The sequence below is a fragment of the Rhizobium sp. CFBP 13726 genome, assembly GCF_014841925.1.
GTDB lineage: Bacteria > Pseudomonadota > Alphaproteobacteria > Rhizobiales > Rhizobiaceae > Neorhizobium > Neorhizobium soli.
In genome coordinates this window covers 1-18,097 of sequence record NZ_JACYUU010000003.1, presented here as the reverse complement: position 1 = coordinate 18,097, position 18,097 = coordinate 1, and the positions used below count along the sequence as shown (strand labels likewise).

Sequence of the window (18,097 nt, the reverse complement as noted above, 5' to 3'; positions counted from 1 at the left end):
TCAAGGAGAGAATGGAAGAGGCTCAGCCAAACACCCGCTTGGGACGGAACTCTCCCTGGCCGATCTCGCCGATGGCGAGCAGCTTACCGCGCACGGTCGCATAGGCTTCCGCTTCGTCAGCCGGTGCATCGCGGCCGCGCAGGATAATCGGATTGCCCATCTTGATGCGGTGGGCCTGATCGTCTGTGACAGGCAGATGCGGCAGGCTGGAAAGCGCTTCCGACGTGTTGATCATGAAGGCATCAAGGGCTGCAAGCCGTTCGTCGCGATCCTCGATCTTTTCCAGGGCCACGAGTTCGGCGAGCGGCACCATGCGGTCTTCGGCAAAGGGCGCGACGAAGGTGCGGCGCAGTTCCGAGATATGACCGTAGCAGCCCAGATCGCGGCCGAAGTCACGGGCGAGCGCCCGAACATAGGTGCCTTTGCCGCATTCCACTTCGAAATGCGCCTTGTCTGCCGTTACGCCGAGCAGCGTCAGGCGGAAGATCTGGACCTCGCGCGACGGGATCTCGACAATCTCGCCGTCGCGGGCCAGATCATAGGCCCGTTCGCCGGCAATCTTGATGGCAGAAAACTGCGGCGGGATCTGATTGATCGTGCCGGTGTAGTTCGGCAGAAGCGCGCGGATCTCTTCTTCGCTCGGACGGCTGTCGGACGATGCGGTGACAGCGCCTTCGAGGTCGTCGGTCGACCGTTCCTCGCCCCAGGTGACGGCGAATTCGTAGATCTTCCGCCCATCCATGACATAGGGCACTGTCTTCGTCGCATCGCCGAGCGCGATCGGCAGCATGCCTGACGCAAGCGGATCAAGGGTGCCGGCATGGCCGCATTTCTGGGCGTTGAACAGCCACTTGATCTTGGACACGGCTTCGGTCGAGCCGAAATCGATCGGCTTGTCGAGAATAAGCCAGCCGGAAACCGGCCGGCCCTTTGGTTTGCGGGGTTTGGACATCAATACTTCTTGATTGTTATTTCTGGTCTTTGGTTTCGTCGCTGTTGAGATCACGCTGGACCTCCGGCGAGCGAAGCAGCTCGTCGATCTTCTTGTAGTTGTCGAAGCTCGTATCGTCGCGGAAGCGCACTTCCGGCATGTATTTCATCTGACGGAGCTGGCCGGCTATGCGGCCGCGAATATATTTGGCATGCCGGTTGAGCGCTGCGATCACGACGTCATGGTCAGCGACGCCAAGGGGCGTCACATAGGCAGTTGCGACCTTCAGATCGGTCGACATGCGCACTTCCGAAACGGAAATCACGGTTTTCTCGAGCAGGTCGTCGCGAACTTCGCCACGTTGCAGGACCTGGGTAATGGCGGCGCGTACCTGTTCGCCAACACGAAGCATGCGCTGCGACGGCGCCGAGGATGTGGGCTTGGTCATGTTGTTTCTTTCGTATAACGCCGCCGGGGCTCGTCCCGATGGGGCGCTTCGTCAAATGAAGGCGGTCACATGACAAAGGCCCAGCGAAAGGTCAAGGTCCAGCGGGTATTTAATCGGTCTGACTTGGAGGCCGTCGATGCCGATGACACCTGAAAACAGCGTGTCGTCACTCATGCAACCGAGACGAGGGACGTTTCGCCAAGGGGTGTGGTTCCCATGATCTTCGCGTGCAGTTCACGTTCCAAACCCATTGTGTAAAGGGCGGAAATGCGAGCCCCGAGTTCGATGAGGGCAGGCTCGATGGCGGCCAGTGGCCGGGCGCTTGCGAAGGCTTCGCCCTCTTCCACGCAGGCCCGCAAAACCTCACCAAGCTCAACCTTGAAATCAAGCCGAGCAAGCGAGGCATCGATTTCGCCGACGGCGGATCGGCTGTGTTCGCCAAGCAGCGACATTTCGGTCTCCCTGCGATCGCCGACAACGCGGATATTGGCGAGTGCCTGTTCGAGCCGAAGATCGAGCGAGCCGCCCGTATCTTCGCAGGCGCTGAGCTTTTGCGCAGATTCTTCCAGCATTCTGAGATGAACGAGGATCTTGTCGGCGGCACCATCCAGTTCGCCCGCGTAATTGCGCAGTTCGGCGGCAACCACGTTGATCGCCTTGCCCTGATCTCCGATCCTGCCGCAGCGCAGATTGGTATTGAGGGCCATGTAGTGAATATCGGTGCGGACCAGTTGCACGACGCCGATGCTGGTGACGAGCTCGCTTACGGTCTGGCCGGTCGACCGGCTGAGTTCCGTCGCCTCGCCGGCAACGGCTTCGATCTGGCGAACCGCTTCGCGCGCAACGCCGACGCCGGTGTCGAGCTGGCGCATGGCGGCGGCGCCGCCCTGGCCTTCTGCCATCGTTTCCCGGATTGCATCGATCTTCTGGAGATCTGAACGGAAACCCGCCACGCTTGCGACGATCTTTGCCGTGTCACGCTCGAATTGATCGATGGACTGCCTGAGCTGATGGGAGACAAGCCTCCGGATGACAGCGGACAGGTTGTCGCGCTGAGGACCGGTCAGCGGCGTAGCGTTCGGTGAGGCCAGAAAATCGTCGAGGAGCGTGAGCGTTGACTGGCAATGATCGATCCGCTGGCGGGTTGTGTCGCCGATCTGCATTGCAGACAGCGTCGAGGCGAGCTTGGTCTGGATGCCGCGCGCGATTGCCCGGACGCTTGCAGCCTGTTCGATCATCGATCTGCGATTGAAGGCAATCGCCTCACCACCGTTCGACAGTCCCGCTGCGATCTGCGGGATTGTGTCCTCGTAGGAGCTTACAATCCTCTTCCCTCTTGTGATCAGGGAACCCAGTCCCTGGCCGAGATACTGGACCTTGTCCGAGAAATCATTGACCTGACGGGTGCCGTCCTGAATCCTTTGCAGGATTTCCTCGGCAAATCCTGCAAAGTCTGCAATTCCGGCGCCGGTGATCTTTGCAGTAACTGCAAAGGTGCGCAGATAGCGCAGGGTTTCCTGCATGTCCTCGGAATGGCCCTTCAGGTGCCTCTGGGCGTCGGAAATGAGGGCGAACTGGACCTGTCGGCCTTTCTCGTTTTCGCTCAGCTGCGAAAGCCGCGCGACCGTCTGGGTGAGCTCGAACAGGGATGCGTTCGCCGTTTCTTCGTCGAGCGAGCTCTCGGCCTGATCGAGCGAGGCGACCAGGCGGTTGAGAACGTCGAGAATGGAAAGAAGCGCTCGTCCGCCTTCGGTGAAGCGTTCCTCAAGGCGCGAACGGGCAGCGTCCAGCCGCGCGGCAAACGCCGAGGCGTCTGCGGAAACACCCTCTTCTATCGATACGACCGCTCTGACTGCCATGTTCACCACCTTTTCCAGCTTCGCCGCAACGTTGAGTTCGTCGCTGGAAAACCGTTCGCCCTGTTTGTTGTGGGACACGTCTCCGCCTGAAGCAGGCACGGGTGTCCTCGAATAGCTGGACAGTGCCGGTGCAACGGTTAACTGAACAAGAACCGACCGCGGAGTTGCGTGTACGTGGTTAACCATTGCCGCTCGTTCGGAACACGGTGGGGCAGCATAGAGAGATCCTGACCAGCACCAAAAAACGCGATACGATGGCGCTATAAAACGGGAAATCTCTTATCGTTCTTCTTATATCGCAGGCATCATTCGTATTTTAAGAGCAATTTTTCAGGAAGGACCGCCCTGATGACCGAGAAAACTCCTGCCGATAATTTTCCTGCCGGCTACGAGCCGCCGAAGATCTGGACCTGGGAAAAGGGCAATGGCGGACAGTTCGCCAGTATCAACCGCCCGATCGCCGGCCCGACGCAAGACAAGGAACTGCCGGTCGGAAAGCATCCGCTGCAGCTTTATTCGCTGGGCACGCCAAACGGCGTCAAGGTGACGATCATGCTGGAAGAGCTTCTGGCAGCCGGTCACACACAGGCCGAATACGACGCCTGGATGATCAATATCGGCAAGGGCGATCAGTTCGGATCCGGCTTTGTCGACATCAATCCGAACTCAAAGATCCCCGCACTTTGCGACCATGCGCCAAAGGATGGCGGCAAGCCGCTGCGCGTGTTCGAATCGGCCTCGATCCTCGTCTATCTGGCGGAGAAGTTCGGCGCCTTCCTGCCGACCGATCTGCGCACCCGCACGGAAACGATGAACTGGCTGTTCTGGCAGATGGGCTCGGCACCGTTTCTCGGCGGTGGGTTCGGACATTTCTATGCCTATGCGCCGATCAAGATCAAATACGCGATCGATCGCTATGCGATGGAGACGAAACGCCAGCTCGACGTGCTCGACCGGCATCTTGCCGACAACCGTTATATGGCGGGCGACGAGTATACGATTGCGGACATGGCGATTTTCCCCTGGTACGGCACGCTGGCGCTTGGCCAGGTTTACGGCGATGCAGGTGATTTTCTTGAGGTAAAGAGCTATGAGAACCTGCAGCGCTGGACGGCGGAGGTTTTCGCACGGCCTGGCGTCAAGCGCGGCCGCATGGTCAACCGGACATCCGGCGAGCCATCGGAGCAGCTGCACGAGCGCCACGACGCTTCGGATTTCGATACGAAGACACAAGACAAGATCGGCTAAAAGCCGATCAGCCGCATAGGACTTGAGGATACGAGCATGGCAAACCTGCCTGAAATGACAAAACACCGAGGCTTTCCGGGCGGGATGCCAAGCACGGGGGTGCAGTTCACCATCCGCCGGGCCAATCCGAAAGGCGTGACGCCGATCAAGGCTCTGCCGCGCCGGGCACGTCCCGGCACGAAAGAGCACAAGATCGACGGGGCCTTTCTGCATGCGCTGTGGCATCACTTCGGCACCGAACCCTTCGAGCGCGGCAATCTCGATGCCGCGCGTCTGAGCCTTCTGTTCGGGCGCGAAGTGCTGCCGGCCGACAAAACGTTTGATCCGCTTTCCTATGAGGCGATGCTTGTCATCAACGAAAAGCTGGCGCGGCAGAACTTTCCGGAATCGTTCGAGAATATCTTCGAGATCTGAGATCGACCGTATTCGCTGCTGTCGACGATCAACTAGATAAGGCCGCTGGCGATTGACGCCGGCGGCCTTTCTGCATCTAGCCGAGGCTCTTGCCGTATCGCTCGAAGCTTTCCTTCAGCACCGTCGTGCTGGCGCCTGGCTGCTGCGGCCGGCGGTAAATGCCGGCATCGACATTGGACGGTTCCTCGAAGTGATCCTTGATCCAGGGAATGTATTCGAGAATGGTCGACGCGGGATGCCAGTAGCTGAGATGGACGTGAACCTGGCTCATCTCGCCTGCATGCGGTACGACCGGCAACCGGTGGGCCAGTGCCAGATCCGCAACCTGGATATATTCGGTGACGCCACCGAGACGCGTGACGTCAGGCTGGACGTAGGACACGGCACCGGCTGCGATAAACGCCCGGAAAGCATCGACGGTATAGAGCTGCTCGCCAAGCGCGATCGGGATCGTGCTGCTTCTCGCAAGCGCCGCATGTCCGGCAATATCGTCGTACCAGAGCGGCTCCTCGAACCAGTAGATGTCGAGATCGCGGGCCCGCTCGCAAAACCGCTGGCAGGTGGGAAGATCCCATTTGCCATTGCCATCGATGGCGATCCGCACGTCTGGGCCCAGCCGCTTGCGCACCGCTTCCAGGCGGCGCACATCGATATTGGGATCGTCATGGCCGACCTTGAGCTTGATCCGGGTGAAGCCTTCTTCCTCCACGGCGCGCGCCGACCCGGCCAGCAGGTCCTCCAGCGAAAACGACAGCCAGCCGATATCGGTATTATACGCCTCGAGACGATCGGTTCTTGCGCCACCGAGCAGGCTCCAGAGCGGCACGCCTGCCTTCTTCGCCTTGAGATCCCAGAGCGCGACGTCGACGGCGGCCAGCGCCAGATGGGTGATCCCCGCACGGCCGACCCATTGCAGGGAGGGATAGCGTGCCAGCTTGGTCCACAGGCGCTGATGTTCGTTGGCATCCTCGCCGATCAGCAGCGGCGCGTAGCAATCCCTTATACAGGACGTGATCAGCCGGTCGGAGGCGATATGGGCATGGGTGCCGGTAAAGCCGTAGCCCTTCAGCCCGTCGGTGGTCTCGATCACGGTGCCGACGACACCCCAGTGGGTAATGCTGTGGGTGCTGTCGGAAATCGAGTCCGAGGTTAGCGGCAGATGCAGGATGAATGGCTGTATGGATTTGATCTTCATTCTTGGGCTCCTCCTCCCGGTGGTAGACATCAGTCTGTTTTGACGTGCCCCTGCCGCTCCAGATAAGGCAGGTCAGGCAGGGCGATGGTTCGCGATGCGGCAGCCCCAATGCGGGCGATTGCGCGGTCGCGTGAGATCCGCAGATGCCTCTCCAGCGCATCGCATGCGGCGCCGATATCGCCGGAAGCGAGCGGCGAAAGCACGTCGAGATGCTCCAGCAGGAATGGCTCGCCGTCATAGCCGGTGGCCTTCGGCTGATAGAGAAAATGGTGGGCGACGAGGATCGCCTGCGGCAGGCTGATTGCCTGCATCAGCGCGCGGTTGTCGCAATATCCGAGAAGCTCCGAATGCAGCTGATGTTCGACGCGGTCGAGCGTGTCGCCGGTGACCGTCTCGGCGGCGGCGATCGCCTGCTCGACGAACTCGATGCATCCCGCCACGTAGCCATCGGGCAAGTGCGGGAAGGCCTGCTCGAGAGCCAGCGGTTCCAGCACCCAGCGCAGTTCGTAAAGCTGGCCGATATGGACAGGCGTCAGGCCCGGTGCCAGCCAGCGGCCGGCATCGTCCTTCAGCACCACGCCGCGTTGCTGCAGCCTTGCCATCACGTCCCGTGCTACGGTTCGGCTGACACCGTGAGCTGCGGCAAGCGCTGCTTCGTTGATACGCCAGCTGGCAAGCGAGGTGCGCGAGACGATCTCGATCTCGATCTGACGGTAGATCAGCTCCCAGCTCGACAGGAAATGGATCTTCTCGTCGGAGCCCGCAGAATGGCTCGACGGGGCGGCGGGCGCGGTGCCGCTTTCCGAGGACAGGATCTGGTATCCCCTTCCCGGGACGCGCTGCATCAGGCCTCGCAGTTCAAGCTCGCCCAAGGCATGGCGCGCTGGCGCCCGGCTGATGCCGAAGCGGTCGGCAAGGCTGGTTTCGGTCAGATACGCGCCGGCAGACAGCGCACCGGAGGCGATCTCGGATGCCAGTATCTCGCACACACGTTGATGAAGCCTCGGGGACGGGCCAGCCATTCGGCTCTCCAGGAAAACAAACGCGATCGATCGAAATCGCAGTGCATGGATTGCATCTTCCAAATCGTATGTCTAGTGTAGACAAAAGACATTGTGGAGGATGTCCTGGAATGCCGACTGGGAATAACAAAGCCACCGTTTCGCTCCGGGAGCTCGATCGCTTCTGCCGCGACGTCCTTCTGGCTTGCGGCGCAGACGCTGCGACATCAGATGCGGCGACGCGGGCGATGATGCATGGCACCCGCCATGGCGTAGACAGTCACGGGGTGCGTCTTCTCGACCATTACGTGACTGCGCTTGAAGGCGGGCGCCTCAACAAGGTGCCGAAGCTAAAGCCCGCTGGCGGTTTCGGGGCGGTGGAGACGCTGGACGCGGATCATGCGCATGGCGCACTCGCGACCTATACGGCGATGGACCGCGCAATCGCGCTCGCGCGTCAGTTCGGCATCGGCGCTGTGGCGATCCGCAACAGTTCGCATTTCGGCCCGGCCGGCGCCTATGCGCTGGAGGCGGCCCGCCAGGGCGTGATCGGCTTCACCTTTTGCAATTCCGACAGTTTCGTGCGCCTGCATGAGGGCGCATCGCGCTTCCACGGCACCAACCCGATTGCCGTCGGCGTGCCGGTGAAAGGGCAAGATCCGTGGTTGCTGGACATGGCAACCAGCGCCATTCCCTATAACCGCGTTCTGCTCTACCGCAGCATGGGCACGACCCTGCCGCAGTCGGTCGCGTCAGATGTTTCGGGCATCGACACGCTCGATGCGGACAAGGCCGACATGCTGGCGCCGCTCGGCGGCGAATTCGGCTTCAAGGGCGCGGGTCTTGCCGGGCTTGCGGAAATCCTCAGCGCTGTCGTGACCGGCATGAGCCTGAGTTTCGCCCTCGCCCCGATGGGCGGTCCAGATTTTTCGACGCCGCGCGGTCTTGGAGCCTTCGTATTTGCGATCCTGCCGGAGGCGTTCGGCGATCGGGAGACGTTCGATGCGGGCATGGCACGCTATCTGGACGTGTTGCGAAACTCTCCCGCCCGTGCCGACTGCCGGGTCATGGCGCCAGGCGACCGGGAATGGGCGGTTGCAGCGGATCGACAAGCATCTGGCGTCACGCTCGATCCGGCAACACACGCCGCTTTCGAAGTTCTTGCGGGTCGCTACGGGGCGCAACTGCCGGTTTTGGAGATGCCGGCACAGTCACAGGTTGATGGCACTTGACTTCCCAAAATTGGTAAGACAATCTGACCGCATTGCGCGTCGGGAGAACGCGTGGAGGACACCATGTTCGTCGCCCTTGAGCCGCGCCGCCTTTACAGGCAGGCCGCGGAACAGCTTCGTACGCTGATCGAAGCCGGAGAAGTCCGGCCCGGTGAGCGTCTGCCGGCCGAGCGTGAGCTTGCCGAGCGCCTTGGCGTGTCCCGCCCCACCATTCGCGAAGCCCTGATCGTGCTCGAAGTCGAGGGTCTGATCCAGATCCGCATGGGATCCGGCGTCTATGTCAGCGCCAGATCAAACCGGCAGCCGGAAATCCTTGCCGCCGATGACAGCGATGGTCCTTTTGAGATCCTGCAGGCGCGCTGCCTGATCGAGAGCGCTATTGCCGAAGAGGCAGCCCGCAAGGCCAACAGCGAGAGCATCGCAAAGCTCAATTCGATCCTTGCGGAGATGGAGGGTTCGCTCGACGATTCGCACCAGGCGCTGGCGCTGGACCGGGCGTTTCATACGGCGATTGCGGACATGATCGGCAATTCGGCGCTCAACCGCTTTACCGGCCTGATCTACGACAAGCGGCTGTCGCCGTATTTCACCAAGCTGGCCAGCTATTTCGAAGGCCCGCACACCTGGAAGGCAGCACTCGAAGAACACAAGATCATTCGCGACGCGCTTGCGGCGGGCAACCCCGCCGATGCGCGCGAGGCCATGCGGCAGCATTTGACGCTGTCGCAGAAGAGATTCTCGGAAAGCTTCGGAGAGGAGCCGACGAGGAACGACTGATCCGACCGCGAGGAGGCGGCGGATCGAGACGATAGTTTGAGATTTCAATTCGGGAGGAGAAAGTTATGTTGAAGTTTACCACTATTTTAGGTGCCGCCGCCGTCGTCATGGCGTCGGCAATCGGCGCACAGGCGCAGACAGCGCTCAAGTGGGCGCATGTCTATGAGACCTCGGAGCCGTTCCATACGGAATCCGTTTGGGCTGCCGGCGAAATCGCCAAGCGCACCGAAGGTCGCTACAAGATCGACGTCTTCCCCGCGTCGCAGCTCGGCAAGGAAGCCGACATCAACCAGGGTCTGAAGCTCGGAACGGTCGACATGATCATTTCCGGCTCCAGCTTCGCGGCCCGCGATTACAAGCCGATCGGCGTTACCTACTTCCCTTACATCTTCCGCGATCCGGCGCACCTGATCGCCTATGTGAAGAGCGACGTCTTCAAGCGTCTCTCCAAGGGCTATGAAGACAAGACCGGCAACGTGATCACAGCCGTCAGCTACTATGGCACGCGCCATACGACATCCAACAAGCCGATTGAAAAATGCGCCGATCTGAAGGGCGTCAAGATGCGCGTTCCGGACGTTCCGGCATACCTTGCCATGCCACGGGCCTGCGGCGCCAACACCACGCCGATCGCCTTTGCGGAAGTCTATCTCGCCCTGCAGAACGGCACGGTCGACGCCCAGGAAAATCCGCTGACCACGATCGAGGCGAAGAAGTTCTTTGAAGTCCAGAAGAACATCGTTCTGTCCGGTCACATCGTCGACCATCTCAACACGGTCATTTCCAAGAGCCGCTGGGCAAGCCTGTCGGACGAAGACAAGAAAATCTTCACGGAAGTGACGCAGGAAGCCGCCACCCGCACCACCAAGATCATCGAGGAACGCGAAAAGGCGCTCGTCGAGGACTTCAAGAAGCGCGGCCTCAACGTCGTGACCGTTGACAAGGCGGACTTCGAAAAGACCGTGCTGGAAAAGGTCACTTTCGAAGAGTTCGGCTACGCGAAATCCGATTGGGAAGCCATCCGCGCCATCAAGTAACGCGGATCACGCCAACGTTCGCGCGGCTCGCGAGAGCCGCGCCTTCCCTTCGTGAAACTGGATCGGATCCATGTCGACATCCCCGGAAATCCACACTCAGGTGACCCCTGAGGAGCTTGCCCATACATTCGACGAAGCGCCCGTCGATGTGGACCTTAAAATCTATGCCTTCGAGGACTGGGTCACGCTTGCCCTGTTCTGGGTGATGACGGGCTGCGTCTTCCTGCAGTTCTTTACCCGTTACGTCCTCAACGACAGCTATGCCTGGACGGAGGAAATCGCCGTCAATTGCCTGATCGGCGTGGTTTTCCTCGGCGCCGTCATGTGCGTACGCATGTCGCGCCACATTCAGGTGGACGTTCTCTACCACTACTTGCCGCCACATGTGACGCGCATCATGGCGACGTTGGTCGACATTATCCGGGTCGGTTTCTTTACCTACGGATCATGGCTGATGTGGCGGTACATGGAAATCGTCGAGGGCGAGGAGATGGTCACCGTAAACCTGCCCCGCAACATCGTCTTCTACAGCGTGCTGGTTGCCTTCGTGCTGATGCTGCTGCGCTCCATCCAGGTTTTCGTCGCCAACATGCGCCGCGGTTATTCGGTGCTCGAGCGCCCCGAAGAATTCCAGAACGCCGAGGATTGATTTCATGCTGCTGCTTATCGGTTCGTTTCTTCTCCTGATGGTGCTGGGTCTGCCGGTCGCCATCTCCATGGCAACCTCGTCGGTCCTCTACATCGTCTTTTACAATGTTGCGCCTGACATCATCGTCGCGCAGCGGCTGATTGCCGGTGTCGAGAGCTTCCCGCTTCTGGCCGTTCCCTTCTTCATTCTTGCCGGCAACCTGATGAACAGCGCCGGCGTGACCGGCCGCATCTACTCTTTCGCAGTCGCGCTGGTCGGCTGGATGAAAGGTGGTTTGGCGCAGGTCAACATCATCGGTTCGGTCATCTTTTCCGGCATGTCCGGAACGGCGCTTGCCGACGCTGCCGGCATCGGCACGATCGAGATCAAGGCGATGAAGGACCACGGCTATCCGATCGAGGCCGCCGTCGGCGTTACCGCGGCATCGGCAACGCTTGGTCCGATCTTCCCGCCATCGCTGCCTTTCGTGATCTACGGGATGATGGCCAACGTTTCGATCGGCGCCCTGTTCATGGCCGGCATCGTGCCGGGCGTCGTCATGACGGTGCTGATGATGCTGACCGTTGCCATCTTCGCCTATGTGAAACGCTGGGGTTCCGATACGCCGTTCAGCTGGAGGAATATCCTCAGCGCATCGACGGAGGTCCTTGTTGTGGCCATGGTGCCGCTTGGTATCTATCTGCTGACGCTGACCGGGCTATCGCTCAACCTGTCGATCCTGATCGCGCTCGTCGTGCTTCTCGCCTGCGACTGGTATTTCGACTTCTCCGCCGTCATGGCGCTGATGACACCTGTCATCCTGATCGGCGGCATGACGATGGGTTGGTTCACGCCGACCGAGGCAGCCGTTGCCGCCGTGCTGTGGTCGCTGTTCCTCGGCCTCGTGCGCTATCGCACCATGACCCTCAAGTCGCTTGCCAAGGCAACGTTCGATACGATCGAAACCACGGCCTCCGTGCTGTTCATCGTGGCCGCGGCCTCGGTCTTTGCATGGCTTTTGACGGTCAGCCAGACGGCGCAGCTTCTGTCGACGGCGATCACCAGCCTGACCGACAGCAAGTGGGTGTTCCTGATCCTCGTCAACCTTCTGATGCTGTTCGTCGGCTGCTTCCTCGATACGATCGCCGCCATCACCATCCTGGTGCCGATCCTGCTGCCGATCGTCTTGCAGTTCGACATTGATCCGGTGCATTTCGGCCTGATCATGACGCTGAACCTGATGATCGGCCTCTTGCATCCGCCGCTCGGCATGGTGCTGTTCGTATTGTCCCGCGTCGCGAAGCTTTCTGTCGAGCGCACCACGATGGCAATCCTTCCGTGGCTGGTGCCGCTGCTGCTCGCACTGGTGCTGATCACCTTCGTGCCGGCAATCACGCTGTGGCTGCCAACGGAAATGGGCCTGATCCGCTGATACCGACACCCATTCCGCGCCGGCCGGCCCGGCGCGGAATGACCGATCGAAACGCACGAAACGAGGCTATCCCCATGCTTACCCGCGTCGTCCGCCTGCATGGCAAACGCGATCTCAAGGTCGAGAGCGAGGGTTATGGCGCTCCTCGACCCGGTGAAGTGCTCCTGCGCATGGCGATGGGCGGCATTTGCGGCTCTGACCTGCATTATTACCAAGACGGCGGCTTCGGCCCGATCCGCGTGCGCGAACCGATCATTTCCGGACACGAAGCATCCGGCTTCGTCGAAGCGATCGGAGACGGCGTTTCCGGTCTCAGCGTCGGCACCCTGGTCGCCGTCAATCCTTCCCAACCCTGTGGCCAATGCCACTATTGCAGTCTCGGCCAACCGATCCACTGCCTCGAAATGCGGTTCATGGGCAGCGCCATGCGCCTGCCGCACGAACAGGGCATGTTCCGCGATCATCTGGTCGTGCCGGCAATGCAGTGCCATCCGGTCTCGGCAGATGTTTCGCCAGCCGAAGCCGCCTGCGCCGAACCGCTGGCAGTCTGCCTTCATGCAGTTTCCCAGGCCGGCGATCTCAAAAACAAGCGCGTGCTGGTGACCGGCGCTGGACCGATCGGCCTTCTGACGGTCGCAGCCGCCCGGTATGCAGGCGCTGCCGAGATCATCGTGACGGATCTCGCCGATGCAGCGCTTGCCCGGGCGCCCGCCATGGGCGCGACCGATACGGTCAACGTCGCCGAAAACGCGGAAGCGCTTGCGCCCTATCTCGAAGGCAAAGGCACGATCGATGTGGCCTTCGATTGCTCTGCCGCCGGCCCAGCGCTTCGCACCGCTCTTGCAGCCCTGAAGCCGCGGGGAACTCTTGTTCAGGTGGGCGTGACGGGAGACGTGACGATCCCGCTCAACATGCTGGTCGGCAAGGAAATCAACTGGCGCGGTTCGCAGCGCTTCGATCGCGAGTTTGCAGAAGCGGTCGATCTGATTTCTCGGCGCGCCATCGATGTGCGGCCAATCCTTTCGCATACCTATCCACTCGAGGACGCGCTGAGCGCCTTCGAACAGGCTTCGGACCGTTCCGTCGCCTGCAAGGTGCAGATCGCACTTTTCGACCATGAAACGGGAAGAACAGAATGAAGCATACCTGGCGATGGTTCGGACCGATCGACAAGGTCTCGGTGAGGGATGCGGCGCAGGCCGGTGCGGAAGGCATTGTCAGTGCCCTGCACCACATTCCGACGGGGGCAGTGTGGCCGGCCGACGAGATCGAGAAGCGACACGCGGAGATCAAGGCCGGCGGTCTTTACTGGGATGTGGTCGAAAGCGTGCCCGTCTCGGAAGAAATCAAGACACAGACCGGCGACTGGCGCGCCCATGTCGCCAACTGGCAGGAAAGTCTGCGCCGCCTTTCGCAAAGCGGCATTCGCACAGTATGCTATAATTTCATGCCGGTCCTCGACTGGACCCGGACCGACCTGCGCTGGGAAACCCGGCACGGCGCGAAGGCGATGCGCTTCGACCTTACCGATTTCGTCGCCTTCGATATTCATATCCTCAAGCGACCGGATGCAGCGTCCGATTATCCCGACGCCCTGAAGGACAAAGCGGCGACGCGATTCTCCGAGCTCGCGGATGACAGGATCGCAGCGCTCGGCCGCAACATCGGTGCGGGGCTGCCGGGATCAGCGGACGGATACTCGCTCGACCAGCTTCTGGAGAAGCTGAGGACCTACCACGGCATCGACCGCGCAAAACTCCAGTCGAACCTCGTCGATTTCCTCTCGCAAGTCGTGCCTGTCGCCGAGCAGGTGGGGATCAACATCTGCGCTCATCCGGACGATCCGCCGTGGCCGCTGCTTGGCCTGCCGCGGATCCTTTCGACCGAAGTCGATTACGCCCATATGCTCAAAGCGGTCGACAGCCGCGCCAATGGCGTGACGCTGTGCTCGGGTTCGCTTGGCGCGCGTGCGGACAACGACCTTCCCCGGATTGCCGAGCGTTTTGCCGACCGCATCCATTTCGTCCATCTGCGCAATGTGACGCGCGATGAGGACTCCTTGCCCTGCTCCTTCTTCGAAGACGAGCATCTCGAAGGCGGTACCGACATGGTGGCGGTCATCGCCGCCCTGTTGAAGGAAGAAAAGCGGCGTCATCGCGAAGGACGTGAAGACCACAGGATTGCCATGCGGCCGGACCATGGTCAGGAGATCCTCGACGATCTCACCCGTGGCGCCCAGCCAGGCTACCCAGCCATCGGCCGGCTCAAGGGACTGGCAGAACTGCGCGGCATCGAGCGCGCGCTCAGCCATCCGGAATTTGGAGCAAGAGAATGACCCTGCAGAGACTTTCATCCGCCACGGTGTTGCCTGAAACCGTGACCGGTCCGCCATTCGACCGCACGAAACTTCGCCCCGGGATCGTGCATTTCGGGCTCGGTGCCTTTCACCGCGCCCATCAGGCGGTCTATACGCAAAAGGCGCTCGAGGCGGAGTTTGGCCCCTGGGGCATCGTTGCGGTCAATCTGCGCTCGCCGGAGCCGGTCAAAGCGATTGGCGAACAGGACGGGCTCTACTCGATCACCGTGCGCGACACCGAGGGCGATCGTTCCGAGGTGATCGGTTCGACCGTCGACTGGATCTGCGCTGCGGACCAGCGCGACCAGGTTCTGGCCTATCTCGCCAGCCCCGACATCCGGATCGTCACACTCACCGTCTCCGAAAAGGCCTACGGGCTGCATCCGACGACAGGCGGCCTCGATCCCGATCACCCCTCCGTTGCCGCGGATCTTCAAAACCCGCAGGCGCCGGTCGGCCCGATCGGTTTCATCGTCGAAGGGCTGGCGCTTCGACGCAACCTGGATGTCGCGCCTTTCACCGTGCTCTGCTGCGACAATCTTCCGTCCAATGGCAAGATCCTGCGGCGGCTGGTGCTCGACATGGCAAACCGGCGCGACCCGGCTCTTGCCGAATGGATTGCCGAGAACGGTGCCTTTCCCTCCAGCATGGTGGACAGGATCGTGCCCGCCGCCACGGAAGAAACCCGGCAGCGCGCATCCCGACTGCTCGGCGTCGAAGACGCACTGGCGCTCGATACGGAGCCGTTTCTGCAATGGGTGATCGAAGACGAGTTCGTCTCCGGCCGACCGCAATGGGAAGCCGCCGGCGCCCTCTTTGCCGTCGATGTCGAGCCCTATGAAAAAATGAAGCTCCGGCTTCTCAACGGTTCGCATACGCTGCTTGCGCATCTGGGCCTGCTGGACGGGCTGGAATGCACACGTGACGTGATGACGGTTGAACGGCATGTTGACGATGTCGAGCGACATCTCAACACCGTGGTCAAGACGCTCGACCCGGTCCCGGGCATCGACCTGTCGGCCTATATCCAGCAGCTTCTGCAACGCTTTGCCAATCCGACAATCGCGCATCGCTGCGCGCAGATCGCGATGGATACGAGCCAGAAGATCCCTCAGCGTATTTTCGGACCCGCAGTTGAGGTTTTCGGCCAAGGCGAGGATGGGGCGGCCTATGCGCATGTCGTCGGCGTGTGGCTGGCGGCCGTTTGCCGGCTACAGGACTGCAACGATCCGCGCCGCGACGAGCTTCTCTCCGCCGCTGCACGGAGTTCGGACGAGCACCCCTCGGCCCCGTTTTTCGAGATCCCGGGCCTGTTTCCGCAGGCTCTGATCGATTCCCAGGCATGGCGCGTGCTGGTGGATGCGGAAATGAAACAGTGGCGCTAGGGCGTTCCTCCGTCTGCTAGAACGACAAAAAGCCCGCACTCGGCGGGCTTTTTGCACTTCTGAACGACAGCAACGGAATACGCCGCCATGGCTAGAAGCCGAGCGCCATGCCATCCTTGCGGCTGTCCGACCCGCCCTCGAGCAGGCCGTCGCGGATGCGGATGGCTTGACTGCCTCCGATCGGGCTGGTGACGATCTTCAGCACATGGCCTCTCGCTCCAAGATCTGCCCGCACCGCCGGGCTGACGGTGGGCTCGAGTTCCAGCACGCCGCCGAAGCCGAAACTGCGCGGCACGTCCATGGCCGCCTGCAGATCGAGGCCCCTGTCGATCACGCCCGACAGGAAGGCCGCATGACCCGCTGCCTGGTAATGGCCGCCCATCACGCCAAACGGCATCACCGTTTTGCCATCCTGCGTCACCATGCCGGGAATGATCGTGTGCATCGGGCGCTTCGACGGGCCGATCGCATTCGGATGCCCCTCGATCAACCGGAAGGATGCGCCACGGCTGTGGAACAGCACGCCGGTCTTCGGGTCGAGACGCGTCGAGCCGAAGGGATGGAAGATCGAATTGATAAAGGAAATCGCGTTGCCCTGCGTATCGACGACGCAGAGGTAGATCGTGTCCTTGTGTTCTGGCTCGTCCCACAGAACCGGCGGCAATGCCTTCTTCATGTCGATACGGCTGCGGAGCGTCGCAACGACTTCATCGGACAACAGTTGCTCAGCAACGCCCGCGCAATGGTCGGGGTCTGCGATCAGGGCGTCGCGGTGATGATAGGCGATCTTGGTCGCCTCCGCGTGGACATGGATCCGATCCGCCTCGTCCATGGCGGCGAGATCGAAGCCTTCGACGATCTTCAGGATCAGCAGCGCCGCCAGCCCCTGTCCATTCGGCGGGCACTCGTGGACGTCGAAACCCTTGTAGCTGGCGCTGACCGGATCGACCCAGTTCGCGCCATCCTTGCCGACCGCGAAATCCTCAAGCGTGTGCAGACCACCGAGCGAGCGCAGATGGGCAACCATCTTTTCCGCCGTTTCCCCTTCGTAGAAGGCGGCAGCCCCGCCTGCAGCAATCTCCTCGAGGCGGTCTGCCAAAAGCGGCTGGCGGATGACAGCGCCTGCAACGGGCGCCTTGCCTTCAGGCAGAAACACCGCAGCGGCGTGGCTGTCGCCGGCGATAACCTTTTCATTGCCCTTCCAGTCCATCGCGACACGAGGCGTGACGGGAAAGCCGGAACGCGCATAGCCGATCGCGCGCATGAACAATTGCTCGAGCGGTAGAGTTCCATGATCGGTGTGGAGACGGCACCAGGCGGAAATGGCACCCGGGACGGTGACCGAATGCGGGCTTGTCTGGGGAATCTCGCCGTTTAAGCCGAGCTCTGTAAGGGCTGCAACGGAGGCGGCGGCAGGCGCTCGGCCCGAACCGTTGAGCGCCTTGACCGCACCGCCCGCAGGTGCGTAGAGCGAAAAGCAATCGCCACCGATACCGGTCATCAGGGGATCGACGACGCATTGGACGGAGACAGCCGCAATCGCTGCGTCGACAGCATTGCCGCCATCCTGCAGGACTTCCAGACCGGCTGCGGTGGCGAGCGGATGCGACGTGGCAATCATCGCGCCGGTCGACAGGGTCGACGGGCGCCTTGCGGAAAAGAAATCGAAATCAGACATGTCATTCCTTTGTTTCACTGACAGCCTGTCATGGCCTCAGCGCCTACGGGTCCAAACGTCATCATATTCGGAGGGGATGTCGGTCAGCGGCAAACCTTTCGGCAGGCCGCCGCCCTTGGACGGTAACCTCCATCAGGCAATCGGCTTGCACGATAGTGCAGCGAACGGCAAACCTGCAACCTCAAGGAAGGAAAGGCGGTCTCGCAATTTCGTTTGAGCACTGAAACCTGCGCCCGTGCAGCTATGTCTTAAGCCCTGGCAGAGGCTAGCAACACGAGCGTCGCTCGAAGAGTTTTCAGCATTGTCTGAGGAGAAGCCCAGCAAAACCGATCCCATCCGGCGTCACCCGTCTTGGCACACACGGCGTATCGGTCGTCGATACGGTTCGGTTAGGCCACAAATGCAAAACACCCGCAGCTTATGGCTACGGGTGTTTTTCGATAATGATGATTTGGTTGCGGGGGCAGGATTTGAAC

The 18,097-nt window shown here is 61.1% G+C and carries 16 protein-coding genes; 10 read left to right on the top strand and 6 right to left on the bottom strand.

The window, feature by feature from the left end:
* Positions 1-22: 22 nt before the first annotated feature.
* From truB to IFT66_RS14025, 3 genes are all read right to left on the bottom strand, one after another.
* Positions 23-952 (bottom strand): tRNA pseudouridine(55) synthase TruB, encoded by a 930-nt coding sequence (truB, locus tag IFT66_RS14035; RefSeq protein WP_192078004.1) that lies wholly within the window; start codon positions 950-952, stop codon positions 23-25.
* 16 nt (positions 953-968) lie between these two features.
* Positions 969-1,379, bottom strand: a complete 411-nt coding sequence (gene rbfA / locus IFT66_RS14030) for a 30S ribosome-binding factor RbfA (protein WP_192078003.1) — start codon at positions 1,377-1,379, stop codon at positions 969-971.
* A 170-nt stretch (positions 1,380-1,549) separates the two neighbouring features.
* Positions 1,550-3,316, bottom strand: coding sequence for a chemotaxis protein (locus IFT66_RS14025; RefSeq protein ID WP_192078002.1), 1,767 nt, complete (start codon positions 3,314-3,316; stop codon positions 1,550-1,552).
* A gap of 270 nt (positions 3,317-3,586) precedes the next feature.
* Between IFT66_RS14025 and yghU the strand changes: the two genes are divergently transcribed.
* Both yghU and IFT66_RS14015 read left to right on the top strand, forming a co-directional pair.
* The gene (gene yghU, locus IFT66_RS14020) at positions 3,587-4,486 is read left to right on the top strand and encodes a glutathione-dependent disulfide-bond oxidoreductase (protein ID WP_092664068.1); all 900 of its coding nucleotides are present in this window, start codon (positions 3,587-3,589) and stop codon (positions 4,484-4,486) included.
* A gap of 36 nt (positions 4,487-4,522) precedes the next feature.
* Positions 4,523-4,900 carry a hypothetical protein gene (locus tag IFT66_RS14015; protein WP_062454259.1) on the top strand — a complete coding sequence of 126 codons (378 nt, stop codon included), beginning with the start codon at positions 4,523-4,525 and terminating at the stop codon, positions 4,898-4,900.
* 76 nt (positions 4,901-4,976) lie between these two features.
* Here the strand turns inward: IFT66_RS14015 and IFT66_RS14010 are convergent, their stop codons facing one another.
* Both IFT66_RS14010 and IFT66_RS14005 read right to left on the bottom strand, forming a co-directional pair.
* Positions 4,977-6,095, bottom strand: coding sequence for a mandelate racemase/muconate lactonizing enzyme family protein (locus IFT66_RS14010; protein WP_192078001.1), 1,119 nt, complete (start codon positions 6,093-6,095; stop codon positions 4,977-4,979).
* Positions 6,096-6,124: 29 nt separating this feature from the next.
* Positions 6,125-7,117 (bottom strand): GntR family transcriptional regulator, encoded by a 993-nt coding sequence (locus tag IFT66_RS14005; protein ID WP_192078000.1) that lies wholly within the window; start codon positions 7,115-7,117, stop codon positions 6,125-6,127.
* Positions 7,118-7,227: 110 nt separating this feature from the next.
* Here IFT66_RS14005 and IFT66_RS14000 point away from each other — a divergent pair, with 110 nt between their 5' ends.
* The 8 genes from IFT66_RS14000 to IFT66_RS13965 all read left to right on the top strand — a co-directional run bounded on the left by IFT66_RS14000 (position 7,228) and on the right by IFT66_RS13965 (position 15,943).
* Positions 7,228-8,328: an Ldh family oxidoreductase gene (locus tag IFT66_RS14000; protein WP_192077999.1), complete on the top strand. Its 1,101-nt coding sequence runs from the start codon at positions 7,228-7,230 to the stop codon at positions 8,326-8,328.
* A 63-nt stretch (positions 8,329-8,391) separates the two neighbouring features.
* Complete coding sequence (locus IFT66_RS13995; protein ID WP_192077998.1) at positions 8,392-9,105, top strand: FadR/GntR family transcriptional regulator; 714 nt, start codon at positions 8,392-8,394, stop codon at positions 9,103-9,105.
* A gap of 65 nt (positions 9,106-9,170) precedes the next feature.
* Entirely contained in the window at positions 9,171-10,142 is a 972-nt protein-coding gene (locus IFT66_RS13990) for a sialic acid TRAP transporter substrate-binding protein SiaP (RefSeq protein WP_192077997.1), read from the top strand.
* Positions 10,143-10,212: 70 nt separating this feature from the next.
* Positions 10,213-10,791: a TRAP transporter small permease gene (locus IFT66_RS13985; protein WP_174195364.1), complete on the top strand. Its 579-nt coding sequence runs from the start codon at positions 10,213-10,215 to the stop codon at positions 10,789-10,791.
* A 4-nt stretch (positions 10,792-10,795) separates the two neighbouring features.
* Positions 10,796-12,202, top strand: a complete 1,407-nt coding sequence (locus IFT66_RS13980; RefSeq protein WP_174195363.1) for a TRAP transporter large permease — start codon at positions 10,796-10,798, stop codon at positions 12,200-12,202.
* A 74-nt stretch (positions 12,203-12,276) separates the two neighbouring features.
* The gene (locus tag IFT66_RS13975) at positions 12,277-13,341 is read left to right on the top strand and encodes an L-idonate 5-dehydrogenase (protein WP_192077996.1); all 1,065 of its coding nucleotides are present in this window, start codon (positions 12,277-12,279) and stop codon (positions 13,339-13,341) included.
* Positions 13,338-14,537: a mannonate dehydratase gene (gene uxuA / locus IFT66_RS13970; protein ID WP_192077995.1), complete on the top strand. Its 1,200-nt coding sequence runs from the start codon at positions 13,338-13,340 to the stop codon at positions 14,535-14,537. Before IFT66_RS13975 ends, uxuA begins: the two co-directional genes overlap by 4 nt.
* Entirely contained in the window at positions 14,534-15,943 is a 1,410-nt protein-coding gene (locus IFT66_RS13965; protein ID WP_192077994.1) for a mannitol dehydrogenase family protein, read from the top strand. The genes uxuA and IFT66_RS13965 overlap by 4 nt, the downstream gene beginning before the upstream one ends.
* A gap of 91 nt (positions 15,944-16,034) precedes the next feature.
* Here IFT66_RS13965 and IFT66_RS13960 read toward each other — a convergent pair whose 3' ends face one another.
* A complete protein-coding gene (locus IFT66_RS13960; protein ID WP_249406460.1) occupies positions 16,035-17,621 on the bottom strand; it encodes a gamma-glutamyltransferase family protein in 1,587 nt (528 codons plus the stop codon).
* Positions 17,622-18,097: the final 476 nt, after the last annotated feature.

Coding starts and splice junctions, on each gene's coding strand:
- truB (WP_192078004.1), bottom strand. CDS start 952: ATGTCCAAACCCCGCAAACCAAAGGGCCGGCCGGTTTCCGGCTGGCTT.
- rbfA (WP_192078003.1), bottom strand. CDS start 1,379: ATGACCAAGCCCACATCCTCGGCGCCGTCGCAGCGCATGCTTCGTGTT.
- yghU (WP_092664068.1), top strand. CDS start 3,587: ATGACCGAGAAAACTCCTGCCGATAATTTTCCTGCCGGCTACGAGCCG.
- IFT66_RS14015 (WP_062454259.1), top strand. CDS start 4,523: ATGGCAAACCTGCCTGAAATGACAAAACACCGAGGCTTTCCGGGCGGG.
- IFT66_RS14010 (WP_192078001.1), bottom strand. CDS start 6,095: ATGAAGATCAAATCCATACAGCCATTCATCCTGCATCTGCCGCTAACC.
- IFT66_RS14005 (WP_192078000.1), bottom strand. CDS start 7,117: ATGGCTGGCCCGTCCCCGAGGCTTCATCAACGTGTGTGCGAGATACTG.
- IFT66_RS14000 (WP_192077999.1), top strand. CDS start 7,228: ATGCCGACTGGGAATAACAAAGCCACCGTTTCGCTCCGGGAGCTCGAT.
- IFT66_RS13995 (WP_192077998.1), top strand. CDS start 8,392: ATGTTCGTCGCCCTTGAGCCGCGCCGCCTTTACAGGCAGGCCGCGGAA.
- IFT66_RS13990 (WP_192077997.1), top strand. CDS start 9,171: ATGTTGAAGTTTACCACTATTTTAGGTGCCGCCGCCGTCGTCATGGCG.
- IFT66_RS13985 (WP_174195364.1), top strand. CDS start 10,213: ATGTCGACATCCCCGGAAATCCACACTCAGGTGACCCCTGAGGAGCTT.
- IFT66_RS13980 (WP_174195363.1), top strand. CDS start 10,796: ATGCTGCTGCTTATCGGTTCGTTTCTTCTCCTGATGGTGCTGGGTCTG.
- IFT66_RS13975 (WP_192077996.1), top strand. CDS start 12,277: ATGCTTACCCGCGTCGTCCGCCTGCATGGCAAACGCGATCTCAAGGTC.
- uxuA (WP_192077995.1), top strand. CDS start 13,338: ATGAAGCATACCTGGCGATGGTTCGGACCGATCGACAAGGTCTCGGTG.
- IFT66_RS13965 (WP_192077994.1), top strand. CDS start 14,534: ATGACCCTGCAGAGACTTTCATCCGCCACGGTGTTGCCTGAAACCGTG.
- IFT66_RS13960 (WP_249406460.1), bottom strand. CDS start 17,621: ATGTCTGATTTCGATTTCTTTTCCGCAAGGCGCCCGTCGACCCTGTCG.